Genomic DNA, 13757 nt, shown 5'->3' on the forward strand with positions numbered 1-13757 from the left:
GCCGCCGGCGGGCTCAGCCTTCGAACTTGTAGCCCAGCCCCCGGACGGTGACGAGCAGCTGCGGGCGTGAGGGTTCGACTTCGACCTTGGCGCGCAGACGCTTGATGTGCACGTCGAGGGTCTTGGTGTCGCCGACGTAGTCCTGGCCCCAGATCCGGTCGATGAGCTGGCCGCGGGTCATGACGCGCCCGGCGTTGCGCACGAGCATCTCGAGGAGTTCGAACTCCTTGAGCGGCAGGGACAGCTCCTCACCGCGCACACTGGCGACGTGCCGGTCGACGTCGATGCGCACCCCGCCTGCTTCGATGACGGAGTCCATCAGGTCATCGGGTTCGGCGTTGCGGCGCAGCACGGCGCGAACGCGGGCGAGCAGCTCACGCGAGGAGTAGGGCTTGGTGACGTAGTCGTCAGCGCCGAGCTCAAGGCCGACGACCTTGTCGATCTCGGAGTCCTTGGCCGTGAGCATGATGATCGGCACGTTCGACTTCGCACGCAGCTGGCGGCACACCTCGGTCCCGGAGGCGCCGGGCAGCATGAGGTCGAGCAGCACGAGGTCGGCGCCCACCCGGTCGAATTCGGCGATGGCCTCCAGGCCGTCGGCGGCAACGGTGACATCAAACCCTTCCTTGCCGAGCAGGTACGACAGGGGGTCGGAGAATGATTCTTCGTCTTCGACGAGCAGAATGCGGGTCACGTCGTCTGTTTCCTTTGTTCTTCAGTTGTCTCACGGCCAGCCGTGCCGTCCACGGCGCGTCCGTCTTCTTCCTTCGCCGGTACCGAGCCCAGGCGGGCCTCCGGCTCGTCGGCGATGAGGATGCCGGATTCGGCAGCCTCTGCGATCACCGGATGCTCCTCGGTGTGAGCCAACGGTAGCACCACGGTGAAGGTCGATCCCTGCTTGGGCTTCGACCACACGCGCACCTCACCGCCATGGGTGGCGACGATGTGCTTGACGATCGACAGGCCCAGCCCAGTTCCGCCGGTCGCCCGGGAGCGGGCCGGGTCGACGCGGTAGAACCGTTCGAAGACCCGTTCGGTCTCCTCGCCGGTCATGCCGATGCCTTGGTCGCTGACGGCGATGAAGACGCGTTCGTCGCTGACCCTGACCCCGATGCCGACCTGGGTGCCGGGATTGGAGTAGTTCACGGCATTGTCGACGAGGTTGCGGATCGCGTTCGACAGCAGGTCGGGGTTGCCCTCGACGCACCAGTCGGCTGGGCAGTCGACGGTGAGCGAGATGTTCTTGGCATCGGCTGCGGTCATGGCACGGTCGACGGCGTCGTCGATGATGTCGGCGACCGGGATGATCTCACCTGAGGGTGCCTCGTGGTCCTGGACGGCTGAGAGGTCGATGATCTCCTGGACGAGCTGGGAGAGCCGGTGGGATTCGCGCTGCATGCGACCGCCGAAGCGCTCGACGGCCTCGGGGTCGTCGGAGAAGTCGGTGACCGCCTCGGCTAAGAGCGCGATCGCGCCGATAGGGGTCTTGAGCTCATGCGAGACGTTGGCGACGAAGTCGCGGCGCACGGCCTCCAGCCGGTGGGCGTCGGTCTGGTCGTCACACAGGACGAGGACGAAGGCGGCACCGAGCGGGGCGACGCGGGCGTGCAGGTAGCGCAGCGCCTGGCGGGAGCGGCCGCGCTGGGTTTCGAAGTTCGTCTCCTCGATGAGCCCGCGGGTGCGGACCCGGTCGATGACTGCGGCGAGTTCGGAGGCGACGATGCGGTGGCCGCGCACGAGCCCGAAGGTGTAGGCCGCCGGTGAGGCCTTGATGACGTCATTGCCGGCGTCGACGACGATCGCGGCGCTCGGCAGCACGGCCAGCACCTCGGCAATGCCGTCGGGAAGCTCGTTGTTCGAGTGCAGATCAGCGGAATCGCGCGTGCGGTCGGAGAACCGGAACGCCAGGATGGCGACGATTCCGATCGCCAGGCCCACGAGGCCTGTCACTGCAGCTATGAACAACGGATCTTCCACACACACCAGCATACGGGCCAACGCATGAGACGCCTGTCCGATATAATGACGGCGGTTCTGACATTAGCGAACTGTTCACCCAGCCGTCAGCATGGATTCACTGCTGACTGGGAAGGTGAGAACGATTCACGGCCCCGTGGCCGCAGCCGTGCATGCGCTGCAGCCAGGGGTCTGACGCTTCAATCTGAAAGGAAGCATTCCGAATGCGCGAGGTCTTCAAGGCCGAGCTCGAGAACATCGCCGACGAGCTCGTCGAAATGGCAGCCAAGGTGAGCGAGGCGATGCGCTCAGCGACTGAAGCTCTTGAGAACAACGACCTGGAGCTGGCGGAGAAGGTCATCGACGCCGATACTGAGATCGATAATATGACCGCCGATCTCGACCAGCGCTCCGCTGAGCTGCTGGCGCTGCAGGCACCGGTTGCCGCTGACCTGCGTGTTGTCATCTCCGCGCTCAAGATGAGTGTGGCCCTCGAGCGGATGGGCGACCTCGCCCGTCACATCGCCTCGCTGGTGCGCATCCGCCACCCACAGCCGGCGCTGCCGGAGGGCTTCCGCGACGTGTTCCTGCGCATGGGCGAGGCCGCGATCCGGATCGGTGAGGAGATGGAGCAGCTGCTCGACAACCCGGGCCTGCGCGGTGTCCCGCTCATCAACGCCATCGACGAGGAGCTCGACCAGCTGCACCTGCGGGTCTTCGCGCTCATCGCCGACTCCGACCACGGCGCGCTCTCGCCCGCCCAGATCGCTGACATCACGCTGCTTTCGCGCTACTTCGAGCGCTTCGGCGATCAGGCCGTCAACGTCTCCCAGCGGGTCGAGTACCTGCTCACCGGCAGCTGGGTCCCGGATCTGTCCGCCAAGGACTGAGGCCTTCTCGCTGAGCTGAGGCTCAGCTGCCGGCCGGTTCAGCATCTTCGTCAGGGTCGCACTCAATCTGGGTGCGGCCCTGACGCTTCTGTGTGCGCCGCCGGCCGAGGATCCCGGTCGTCACGGCGACCCCGAGCAGCAGCAGGCAGCCGCCTGCCACCTCGGCGACGGTGGGAACATCGCCCTTGACCACCCACGCGGAGGTGACCCCGATGACAGGGACGAGGAGGGTGAACGGGGCGACCTCGGCGGCGGCGTAGCGGCCGAGCAGTGTGTTCCAGGCGACGTAGCCGATGAGTGAGGCGCACAGTGCGGTGTAGGCCGTCGAGGCGACGACACCCCAGGTGGGGTTGGCCAGTGCGGTGCCGACGGCGGCCGGTCCGTCGATGATGAGGGAGAGGACGAACAGCGGGATCGGCACGACGGTTGCCGACCAGATCGTCAGGCTGACCCCGCCGACGCCCGCACCACGGGCGGCGACGTTGCCGATTCCCCAGGACAGCGCGGCGGCGAGCACGACGACAACCGCAATAGCCGGGACGCCTGCGGTGCGTCCGGCGATGATGACCGCCAGCCCGGCGACACCGATGATGATGCCGATGACGCTGCGGGCGCGCGGCCATTCGCGCAGCACGATGACGGCGACGATGGTGGTGAACACCGCCTGCATCTGCAGCAGAATCGAGGCCAGGCCTGGCGGCAGGCCCAGGGACATGGCGACGTAGAGCAGACCGAACTGGCCGGCGGACATGAACAGGCCCACGAGCAGGACCCGGCCGAAGCGCCCGCGCGGGAATGGGACGAAGAACACGGCGGGGAAGACGACGACGATGAAGCGTGCGACGACGAGCAGCAGCGGCGGCCAGTCCTGGACGCCGAGGTCGATGAAGAGGAAGTTGATGCCCCACAGCACGACGACGCCGAGGGCGATGAACACATCGCGGACGCTCATGCCCTGAGGCTACACCCGCCGGCAGCGACGCGAAGACGCCATCTCACCTGCGCTTGTGCTCGCGAGGTGAGATGGCGTCTGCGATGCTGGTGCGGTTCAGCGTCCCTGGTTGGCGACCTGGCCGATCGCCGCTTCTGCGGCTGCGGCGTCGAGGTAGGTGCCGCCGGGGTTGAGCGGTGCGAAGCTCTCGTCGAGTTCGTAGTGCAGCGGGATGCCGGTCGGGATGTTGAGGCTGGGGATGTCAGCGTCGGAGATCCCGTCGAGGTGCTTGACGAGTGCGCGCAGCGAGTTGCCGTGGGCGGTGACGAGCACGGTGCGGCCGAGCTGCAGGTCCGGCACGATCGAGTCGTACCAGTACGGCAGCAGGCGCACGATGACATCGGCGAGGCATTCGGTGCGCGGGATCGCATCCCCGAGGTTGGCGTAGCGTGGGTCGCCGGCCTGGGACCATTCGGCGGAGTCGTCGAGGACTGGCGGCGGGGTGTCGAAGGAGCGGCGCCAGGTCATGAACTGCTCTTCGCCGAACTCGTCGCGGATCTCCTTCTTGTTCTTGCCCTGCAGGGCGCCGTAGTGGCGCTCGTTGAGCCGCCAGGAGCGCTTGACGTCGATCCAGGCGCGGTCGGCGTGCTCGAGGGCGATGTCAGCGGTGATGATCGCGCGCTTGAGCCGGGAGGTGTGCAGCACCTCGGGCAGCAGGTTCTTCTCTGCCAGCAGCTGGCCTGCGCGAGCGGCCTCGGTGCGACCCTGTTCGGTCAGCGGCACGTCGACCCAGCCGGTGAAGAGGTTCTTCTGGTTCCATTCGCTCTGCCCGTGGCGCAGCAGCACAAGGTTGTACGTCATATCTCCATTGTGGCACAGCGCCACCATGCAGAACGGGGGCAGGTCAGGCGGCCCAACGGCGGGCGGCATCAGCCGCCGGCTGCCTCACACCTTGAGGTATTCGTTGTCCTCGGCCAGCAGGTGTTCGAAGGCGGCGAGGTTGCGGGTGGACTCCCCGCGGCTGACCCGCCAGGCCCATTCCTTCTTCATCGAGGTGAGGAACCCGATGACGAGGAGTTCGTTGAAGCTCTCGTCGGCAGCTGAAAGGAACTTGCCGAGGATCTCGTCGATGAGGTCGTCGTCCCAGGCGCGCGGCGGGATCGAGGCGTTGAGGTAAACGTCGCCGAGCTTGTCGGTGGCGAACGCCAAGCCTTTGAGGCGGGAGTTCTTGTGCAGCAGCCAGGCGTGGAACTCGCCGTGGTTCTCATCGGCATGCCGGATGACGAAGGCCTGCAGGTCGATGCTGCGCGGGCTGCATTTGACCGACACAGTCGTCTTGAGCTTCTTCTCCCCCGGCAGGCTGACGACCGCGTGGGTGTCGGCGAGCCGGTCGACTTCGAGCCCGGATTCCTCAGCCCAGGTCACCAGCCGGTCGGCGGCGGCAAGCGGGTCGGTCGTGCGCATCTGTCGCTCCTGCCTCAAACGGTCGAAACTGCTGTTCTCAGCCTACGCTGTGGCACCGACACCGGACAGCCCATTGAGCACAGTGTCGACACAGTGCTCCCAGGTGAACCGGGCGGCCTGACGCACGGCTGCAGCAGCCATCAACGCCCGGGTGTCGTCATCACCAAGCAGCCTGGCGATCGCCTGCGCCCACACCTCGGGGTCGTGCGATTCGAGGAGGACGCCGGTGGCGGGTGTGACGATGTGGCGCAGCCCGCCGACGGCGGCGGCGATGACCGGCGTGCCGCAGGCGGCGGCCTCGGCGGCGGCGAAGCCGAAGGACTCGCTGCGGCTGGGCACGAGCACCGCATCGGCGGCCCGGTACCAGTCGGCCAGCCGCTCGGCCGGTTCCGGGGGCAGCACAGTGATCGCCGGTTCGGCTGTGGCCGCCTCGGCCATCGCCCCGGCGGTCTGGGTGTCGGTGCCACTGGCGGCCCCGAGCATGTACAGCCGCGCCTCGGGCAGCTCGGTCCGCAGCTGCTGCATCGCTGCGATCGCGACATCGGTGCCCTTGATGTGCTGCATCCGCCCAACGGCCAGCAACACGGGGTCTGTTCCGAGCCCGAGGCGGTGGCGGGCGGCGTGACGGTCGCCGGGTGTGTAGACGGTGTGGTCGATGCCGGGCACCGCGGCGATGACGCGTGCCGGTGGCGTACCGAGCAGGTCGATGATGTCGCTGCGTTCGGCAGGAGTGTTGGCGATGGCGAGGTCGGCAGCAGCCGCGATGCGCGGTTCGGCTGCCAGTCGGTCGGCCGGTTCGCGCCGGGTGCCGGTGTCGCGGTCCTTGACCGCGCCGATCGTGTGGAAGGACACGACGAACTTCGCGCCCGTACCGTGGGTCTCGCGCATCCGCAGGACGGCGGCGGCCGAGATCCAGTAGTGCGCCCAGATGACCTGGCAGTCCGCGAGCTGCGGCAGCTCGGCCAGCGCGGAGGCGATTCCATCGAGGTGTGTCAGCAGGTCCTCTTTGGTCCGGGCGGGGGTATGCAGCCGGTGGACCCGCACGCCGGGCCCGAGGTGGGAGCTGGCTGCCCAGGTGATCGGCGCCTCGGGCGCGGGGTCAGGGCGCGCAGTTGCCTCATCGACACTCAGTGCGGGGTCAGCGGTGATGATCTCGACCTGGTGACCGCGGGCTGCCAGTTCGGTGGCTGTGGCGCGGACGTAGACATTGAGCCCGCCGGCATCGCCCTGCCCGGGCTGGGCGTCGGGGGCGGTGTGCAGGCTGATGAGCGCGATGTTCACGCTGGTGGGGTGCCCTGGTCGTTGAAGAAGCCGGTGAGGATGCGGCGGACTTCTGAGCGGCCCTTCCACAGGATGGATCCGGCTGGCAGCACGATGAGCTCGGCGGTCGGGAAGGCTTCGGCGTACCGCTGGGCCATCTCGACGGGGTGGGCGGGGTCGTCTTCGTGGGTGAGAACGAGAACCTCGCCGGAGAACTCGGCAGCGGCCTCCGGATTGTCGACGGCGATCTCACCGGCGAGGCCGACGCCGTCGGACATGTCGGTGTCGAAGAGAGCGTCGACCTTCTGGCGCACCCAGTCCTGGACCGGTTTCGCGGCGGTGAGGTCCCCCGGTTCAGTGGCGAGCAGCGCCTCGTACAGGCCCTCGCGGTCACCGGTCTTGAGCAGGCCGCGCATGAGGTGCAGGTGTTCGGCGTTGCGGGCGGCGATGTGGCCGGGGAAGCCGTCGAAGGACGCCGGCAGCACAAAGGCAACCTTCTCCAACTTGGTCGCTGCCGGGTGGCGGCTGGTGATGAGGCGGGCGAGGCCGCCGGCACTCATGGAGACGCCGAGGGCGCGGGTGGCCCGCGTGCGCTCGAGGGCGTCGGCCAGCTGGTCGGCGATCGTCTGATACGTCCAGGGCCGTCCCGGTGAGGGGCGGCCGCCGTGCCCGCCGAGGTTGACGAGCGCTCGCGTGCCGTCGACACCGGTGGCGAACGGGCGGGTGTCGCGGATCGCGCCGGAGAACCCGTGGCCGAACAGGGTCACAGGAGTGCCGTCGCCGAAGGTCGAGACATAGCCGGTGTCAGGACCGGGATGGTTGCGATCAGGTGTCTTCGCGGTATCGGTCATCGGCCGCGGAACCGGGGGTCGACGGAGCGCAGAGCCTTGCGCACATCAGCGAAGTACACGGCTGCAGCGACGAAGCCGAGCAGGGAGAGGAAGAACGGAAAGCGCACGCCGGCACCCAGCGGCAGGGCGAGGAATCCGACGACGGCGGCAACACCGAGCAGCACCGTCCAGAACACCTTCGACTTCTTATCCGCAGCACGGTAGACCTCGTCCTTATAGCGCAGCGAATCGAGGAATGCGGCGATCTCGACGACGAAGGCGACGACGACGATCGCCAGGTAGAGAAGGCTCTGGATGTTGGCGAGGACCTGCATGCCCTCAGCCTAGCAAGCCAGACACCCGCAGCCCGCCGGTCACAGCCATGGCGATGATCACGGCGATGAGCATCGGCACCCGGCAGATGAGCGCCGCAACACCGGCACCCACTCCGATGAGCCGGGCCGAATCGGCCAGCTCCTGACCGTCGAAGATCGCGGTCGTCAGAGCCACGGCGGCGATGAGGACGACGGCAGACCGGTCGAGCCAGGTGCGGGCAGGGCTCGGGGCAGTCTCGTCCGGCCCGGCGGTGCGGGTCATGCCGCCCAGGCGCACACCGGTCAGGCGCAGCAGATAAGTGCCGCCGGCTAAGCCGGCGAGGCTGATGAGGAAGACGAACGGGCTCACCGGCGACCACCGCTTCGGGAGCGGAGTGCCGCCCAGATGCCGAACGGCACGAGGGCGAGCAGCCCGGAGACCGGGCCGAGGCCCAGGGGCAGCAGCGGGGTGAGAGCGAAGGCGATGGCCATGCCGAGCAGAGCGGCCGGGCCGGTGATGCGGTGTTTGAGGTCGGAGGTGATGAGGGCCAGCAGGATGACGGGGAAGGCGGCGTCGACGCCGAGGGCGTCGGCATCGACGATGCGGCCGAGCAGCTGGCCGGTGGCTGCGCCGATCGGCCAGCAGATGAAGATCGCCACACCCATGATGAGGAATCCGTGCCAGCGGGCGCGTTCGGTGGACTGAGCGCGGGAGAAGGCGACGGTTTCGTCGTTGACGAGATGGGCGGCCAGCAGCGAGCGGCCGTCCTGCGGGATCCACGCGCCCACGGTGAGGCCGAAGGGCAGGTTGCGGGTGTTGACGAGCAGGCCGGCGAGCACAGCGAGCATCGGTGCTCCGCCGGCGGCGACGACGCCGACGAAGGTGAGTTCGGCCGCCCCGCCGAGGGCGAAGACGGCGAGCATGAGGGTCTGCCAGATCGGGAACCCGGCGGCTCCGGAGATCGCGCCGTAGGAGACAGCGACGGCGAAGATCGTCAGTGTGATGACGGCGACGGTGCGGTAGGCGCTGGCGGACAGTGCGCTGCTGGCAGGGGTCGGGACCATGAGCACATGGTGCACGAGCCCTCAGCGTTCGTCAAAACGAACAGATGTCCATTACGCTGTGTGCATGACGTCCTCTCCGCTGCCTCAGATCGCTGCCGCCCTGCGCCGTGAGCGCACTCGGCTCGGCCTGAGCCTGTCGGAGGCGGCCAAGCGCGCGGCGGTGTCGAAGTCAACGCTGTCCGGCCTCGAAGCAGGCGCCGGAAACCCGAGCATCGAGACGATGTGGGCGCTGGCGACTGCCTACCGGGTGCCGCTGGCCCAGCTGCTCGATCCGCCCGCTGCCGAGGTGTCGGTCATCCGGCGCGGTGAGCTGCCCCAGCTGGCTTCAGGTTCGGCGGACTACACCGCGGTGCTCCTGAGCTCCTGCCCGCCGCATGCCCGCCGCGACCTCTACCTCATCTCCGCGGAGCCGGGCTCCGTCAAACACTCCGAACCGCATGATGCCGGCACTGTCGAACACGTCATCGTCGGCTCCGGGGCAGCCCGAGCGACAGTGGCGGAGACGACGGTCGAACTGGCCGCCGGTGACTACCTGCGCTTTCCCGGCGATGCCGCCCACAGCTTCGAGGCCCTCGAACCCGGCACGCTGGCCGTCTTCGCCGTGCAGACCGGGTGAGCAGACAGGGCCGGGTGAGCACCGCCTCGGGCGCGGGTCACTCGACCGGTGGGCCCTCCGAGCTGTCGCCTTCCAGGGTCGGCAGCTGTTCGCGGGCGTGCCCGCCGGTCATACCGGCGGCCTGCAGCAGGTCGGTGGCCAGCGGGCGGAGCAGCAGCACGAGCGTCTCGTCCTGGGAGTCGCGCACTGCCTCGCCCTTGGGGTCGAGCCTGCTGGCCGCCTGGGACAGATACTCCTCCGCCGGAATCCGGGAGGTGCCGCGGCGCAGCGCGACCCGCAGCCGGTTGGCACCCTCGCCGAGGTCGGCGACGATGGCGGCCACCTCCGGGCGCGGCTGGCCGAGTTTGGCCACGGCGAGGATGCGGCGGGCGATGACACGCACCAGCCGCATCGCCCGGTCGGCGTACTCGCAGGCCTTCGCCAGGCGCGTGACCTCGGCGGCGTAGCGGCGGGAGCGGGCGTTGATGCGGGCGGCCTCCTGCGAGATCCGCAGCGAGGAGCGCCAGGAGTCGATCATCGCCTGGGTGTCGCGGGCACGTGAGAGAGTGCGCTCCGCAGCCTGGGCGTCAGCGCGCTTGAGCGCATCGGCGGCTTCGATGAGCAGTTCGGAGATCTCCTGCAGCAGCGCCGAGGCGCGATCGCGCGGAGCCTTGCGCGCATCATGGGGCACGATGAGGGCCATGATGATCGACACTGTCGCACCGACGAGGGCATCGATGGTGCGGTCGAAGGGCTGGGCTGCCACCGCCGGGGGCACGGTGACGACATAGACGGACTGCACCCCGATCTGGGTGATGAAGATGCCCCCGGAGTTGATCATCGTGCCGATGAGCAGGCCGATGAACAGCACGATCATGAGCTGGATGATCCCCTGGCCGAACAGCTGGACCATCACCTCGCCGGTGAGCACCCCGAGCGTGGCACCGAGCCCGATCTCCATCGCCCGGCGCAACCGGCGATCGGCCATGACACCGGTGCCCACGGCTGCGGCGACGGCAGCGAGGAAGGGGTATTCGTGGCCGAGGACGAGGTAGCAGAACGCGTAGGCGGCTGTCGCGCCGATCGTGACCTGCAGCAGCTGGGAGATGTTCGTCCGGATCCGGCGCGCGCCGATCCGCGAGCGGTTCTCCGCGACGCTGCCGAGGTGGCGGGGCCAGTTCGACGGGCGGGCCCACGACTGCTGCTGCATCAACTCTCCTCCTGCCTTTCGACCCTGGCGAATGCGGCCATCAGCCAGCCGACCAGCGTCAGTCGCCTTGCTGCACATCCTGAGTCTACTCGGGTGAGCAGGGCCGGGAGCACGGACTGAGTGTCCTGGCCAAGGGCGATGCAGTGTCCGTTCGAGCTGCCCCACGGCTGGCCGGCGTCGTCTCCGCAGGCGTGGGCAGGGCACATTGACAGACATACCGATGACCTCGGCGGCCGCAGCAGCGGTCCCGGCATCCGATGCGACGGTTCTCCTCCGCTGTGCTGGGAATCCCATTGATCACCTGCCCGGCACGGTCGGTTATGTGACATGCTGGGACTCGGCGACAGGAGGACAGATGACCACGAATCTCACGCGCGCGCAGGCGCGCTCCCGTTCGGAGCTGCTCAGCGTCGAGCTCTACACCGTCGACCTCGATCTCAGTGCGGCCACAGATCCTGATGCGGAGACGTTCGCCTCGACGACGATCGTCGATCTCTATGCCGCGCGCGACGGTGAGACCTTCATCGATCTCATCGCCGACTCGGTGTCCTCGGTCACGATCAACAATGAGCCGCTCAACCCGCGCACCGCCTTCGACGGCGCCCGCGTCCACTTCCCCGTCACCGCCGGGGCGAATCGGCTGGAGATCACCGCCGCCTGCCTGTACTCGCGCTCCGGTGAGGGCCTGCACCGGTACGTCGACCCAGCCGATGACAAGGTCTACCTCTACACCCAGTACGAGCCCACCGACGCCCGGCGGGTGTTCGCCAACTTCGACCAGCCCGACCTCAAGGCCCGATTCCAATTCACCGTCACCGCGCCGAAGGACTTCTGCGTCCTCAGCAACTCCCCGGTTGCCAACGTCTCGGCACCGGCCCAGGGACTGCTGCGCCACGAGTTCGCCGTCACCGGCGTGCAGTCGTCCTACATCACCTGTGTGACCGCCGGCCACTACGCCTCGGCGACCGACACGTACACGCACCCGCAGACCGGCCAGACGATCGAACTGGGCGTCCACACCCGTGCCTCGGTAGCCGAGCATATGGATGCCGAGTCGATCTTCACCGTCACCAAGCAGGGCCTGGACTTCTTCCACGAGCACTTCGACTACCCCTACCCGTGGGGCAAGTACGACCAGATCTTCGTACCTGAGTACAACCTGGGCGCGATGGAGAACCCGGGCCTGGTGACCTTCACCGATTCCCTCATCTTCCGTGACAAGGTCACCCGCGCCTCCTATGAGGCGCGTGCCAACGTGATCCTGCACGAGATGGCGCACATGTGGTTCGGCGATCTTGTGACGATGGCGTGGTGGGATGACCTGTGGCTCAAGGAGTCCTTCGCCGACTACATGGGCGGGCTCGCCCTGGCTGAGGCGACCGAGTTCGATGACGGCTGGGTGACCTTCGCGCTCCAGCGCAAGGGCTGGGCGTACCGGCAGGATCAGTATCCGACGACCCATCCGATCGTCGCCGACATTCCCGATGTCGAGGCCGCCAAGCTCAACTTCGACGGCATCACCTACGCCAAGGGCGCCTCGGTGCTCAAGCAGCTCGTCGCCTACGTCGGCCAGGACGCCTTCATGGCCGGCACCCGCCAGTACTTCCGCGCCCATGAGTTCGGCACCGCGACTCTGACCGACTTCCTCACCGCGCTCGAGGCAGCCGCCCCGGACCGTGATCTGGGCGCCTGGGCCGATGCGTGGCTGAAGACGACAGGGGTCTCCGAGCTGAGCCTGGAGATCGAGACCGACGACCAGGGCGCCATCACCGCCGCCGAGGTGGTGCAGCAGAACTCCGGGACCGGCGCCTCGGGTGCGCGCGACGCCGAGGTGGTGCGCCCGCACCGGCTCCAGCTCGCCGGATTCGTCCGCAAGGGCAGTGTGCTCACGCGCACGCAGACGTGGGAGATCGACGTCGACTCCTCGCGTGCCGAGGTCCCGGATCTGGTGGGCGTCGCGCGCCCGGATCTGCTGCTGCTGAACTACGGTGATGACGACTTCGTCAAGGTCCGCCTCGATGACGCGTCCACGCAGACCGCGCTCAGGCATGTGTCCCGGTTCGCTGACCCGATGGATCGGGCGCTGGTGTGGTCGGCCTTGACGAATGCGATGCGCGACGGACTGCTGCCGGTCACCGACTTCCTCACGGCCTACAGCCGGTCGCTCAGCCGCGAGACTCATGCCGGGATCTCGGCTGCGCTCATGCGCACGATGCTCACCGCCCTTGATGAGTGGCTGCCGGAACGGTTCGTCGACCCGGCCCTCGATGGGCTGCTCGGTGTCAGCTTCGATGCGCTGGCGGCTGCGACGCCGGGTTCGGATGAGCAGCTGGCGCTGGCGCGCACGCTGCTCTCACTTGTGCTGCGCAGCGCGAAGGTCCGCACGTCGACCCCGCCGGTGCGTGCCGGCCGGGAGCTGGCACAGGCGATGCTCGCCGTCGAAGCCGGCTCCGATATGCGGCCGGACTTCCCGGGCCTGACGATCGACCATGCGCTGCGCTGGCATGCGCTCACCGCACTGGCGGCCCTCGGCTGGGCCGATGTGTGCGATATCGACGAGGCGCTGGCGGTCGACCAGACTGGTTCGGGCCGGCTGCATGCCCTGACGGCCGAGGCCGCCCGGCCGCTGCCGATCGCCAAGCAGCGGGCGTTCACTGCGGCGACGAGCGATGAGTCGCTGAGCAATGACGTCATCTCCGCGCGCATCGCCGGGTTCACCGTGTCCTCCGGGCTGCCGATCACCGAGCCATTCGTCGAGGAGTACTTCCGGTTGCTCGAAGGCTTCTGGAATCGGTCGATCGAGATCGCCCGCCGGCTCGTCAACGAGCTCTACCCCAGCTGGTCGGTCCGCCCGGATGAGGTGCTTGCGATGACCGATGAATGGCTGGAAATGCATGCGGATGCCCCGGCAGCCCAGCGCCGGTTGCTCATCGAGCGCCGCGATGACCTCGCCCGCTCGATTCGGCTCCGGGCAGCCGGAGGTGCGGGCAAGCACTGATCTGAGCGGGAGACCCGACCCTAGTGTCGGGTTATCCCCACCGCAGAACCTGCAGGTGGCGTTCTAGCGTGAAGGCATGGCTCAACGCTTCCGCATCTGGCCTCAGCTCCGCGCTGCCGCGATCGCGCTGACGCTCGGTTTCGCACTTGGCACGGCCTCACTGCCGGCGCTGGCAGACGAGACCCGCACCCCGCACGGTGACATCGCCGGGACTGAGCGTGCCGGCAGGATCGACGCGGGTCTT

General features: G+C 68.1%; 14 protein-coding genes. 3 read left to right on the forward strand and 11 right to left on the reverse strand.

The features are described from left to right. Positions 1 to 13 precede the first annotated feature (13 nt). Positions 14 to 694 (reverse strand): winged helix-turn-helix domain-containing protein, encoded by a 681-nt coding sequence (locus M3C25_RS09425; RefSeq protein WP_165883652.1) that lies wholly within the window; start codon positions 692 to 694, stop codon positions 14 to 16. Further along, positions 691 to 1950 carry a sensor histidine kinase gene (locus M3C25_RS09430; RefSeq protein WP_259856096.1) on the reverse strand — a complete coding sequence of 420 codons (1260 nt, stop codon included), beginning with the start codon at positions 1948 to 1950 and terminating at the stop codon, positions 691 to 693. Before M3C25_RS09430 ends, M3C25_RS09425 begins: the two co-directional genes overlap by 4 nt. A gap of 230 nt (positions 1951 to 2180) precedes the next feature. Here M3C25_RS09430 and phoU point away from each other — a divergent pair, with 230 nt between their 5' ends. Next, the gene (phoU, locus tag M3C25_RS09435; RefSeq protein ID WP_170274479.1) at positions 2181 to 2846 is read left to right on the forward strand and encodes a phosphate signaling complex protein PhoU; all 666 of its coding nucleotides are present in this window, start codon (positions 2181 to 2183) and stop codon (positions 2844 to 2846) included. A gap of 22 nt (positions 2847 to 2868) precedes the next feature. On the opposite strand, the gene M3C25_RS09440 is transcribed toward phoU, so the two are convergent. The 8 genes from M3C25_RS09440 to M3C25_RS09475 all read right to left on the reverse strand — a co-directional run bounded on the left by M3C25_RS09440 (position 2869) and on the right by M3C25_RS09475 (position 8710). Next, positions 2869 to 3798 carry an EamA family transporter gene (locus M3C25_RS09440; protein WP_259856106.1) on the reverse strand — a complete coding sequence of 310 codons (930 nt, stop codon included), beginning with the start codon at positions 3796 to 3798 and terminating at the stop codon, positions 2869 to 2871. A gap of 96 nt (positions 3799 to 3894) precedes the next feature. Then, positions 3895 to 4638, reverse strand: a complete 744-nt coding sequence (locus M3C25_RS09445) for a phosphoglyceromutase (RefSeq protein ID WP_259856108.1) — start codon at positions 4636 to 4638, stop codon at positions 3895 to 3897. Between the two features lie 84 nt (positions 4639 to 4722). Continuing rightward, complete coding sequence (locus tag M3C25_RS09450; RefSeq protein WP_102162012.1) at positions 4723 to 5241, reverse strand: YbjN domain-containing protein; 519 nt, start codon at positions 5239 to 5241, stop codon at positions 4723 to 4725. Positions 5242 to 5283: 42 nt separating this feature from the next. Beyond that, complete coding sequence (locus tag M3C25_RS09455; RefSeq protein ID WP_259856110.1) at positions 5284 to 6522, reverse strand: glycosyltransferase; 1239 nt, start codon at positions 6520 to 6522, stop codon at positions 5284 to 5286. Further along, positions 6519 to 7352 (reverse strand): alpha/beta fold hydrolase, encoded by an 834-nt coding sequence (locus M3C25_RS09460; RefSeq protein WP_259856112.1) that lies wholly within the window; start codon positions 7350 to 7352, stop codon positions 6519 to 6521. Before M3C25_RS09460 ends, M3C25_RS09455 begins: the two co-directional genes overlap by 4 nt. After that, positions 7349 to 7666, reverse strand: a complete 318-nt coding sequence (locus tag M3C25_RS09465) for a DUF2516 family protein (RefSeq protein WP_102162015.1) — start codon at positions 7664 to 7666, stop codon at positions 7349 to 7351. The genes M3C25_RS09460 and M3C25_RS09465 overlap by 4 nt, the downstream gene beginning before the upstream one ends. 4 nt (positions 7667 to 7670) lie before the next feature. After that, a complete protein-coding gene (locus tag M3C25_RS09470; protein WP_259798937.1) occupies positions 7671 to 8015 on the reverse strand; it encodes an AzlD domain-containing protein in 345 nt (114 codons plus the stop codon). Continuing rightward, entirely contained in the window at positions 8012 to 8710 is a 699-nt protein-coding gene (locus M3C25_RS09475) for an AzlC family ABC transporter permease (protein WP_259856114.1), read from the reverse strand. Before M3C25_RS09475 ends, M3C25_RS09470 begins: the two co-directional genes overlap by 4 nt. Before the next feature lie 64 nt (positions 8711 to 8774). On the opposite strand from M3C25_RS09475, the gene M3C25_RS09480 reads away from it, so the two are divergent. Continuing rightward, positions 8775 to 9326, forward strand: a complete 552-nt coding sequence (locus tag M3C25_RS09480) for a helix-turn-helix domain-containing protein (protein WP_259832390.1) — start codon at positions 8775 to 8777, stop codon at positions 9324 to 9326. A gap of 37 nt (positions 9327 to 9363) precedes the next feature. Here M3C25_RS09480 and M3C25_RS09485 read toward each other — a convergent pair whose 3' ends face one another. Next, entirely contained in the window at positions 9364 to 10515 is a 1152-nt protein-coding gene (locus tag M3C25_RS09485; protein WP_259832388.1) for an FUSC family protein, read from the reverse strand. Positions 10516 to 10870: 355 nt separating this feature from the next. On the opposite strand from M3C25_RS09485, the gene pepN reads away from it, so the two are divergent. After that, a complete protein-coding gene (gene pepN, locus M3C25_RS09490; RefSeq protein ID WP_259856116.1) occupies positions 10871 to 13513 on the forward strand; it encodes an aminopeptidase N in 2643 nt (880 codons plus the stop codon). Positions 13514 to 13757: the final 244 nt, after the last annotated feature.

This window comes from Brevibacterium luteolum (assembly GCF_025147615.1).
GTDB lineage: Bacteria > Actinomycetota > Actinomycetes > Actinomycetales > Brevibacteriaceae > Brevibacterium > Brevibacterium luteolum.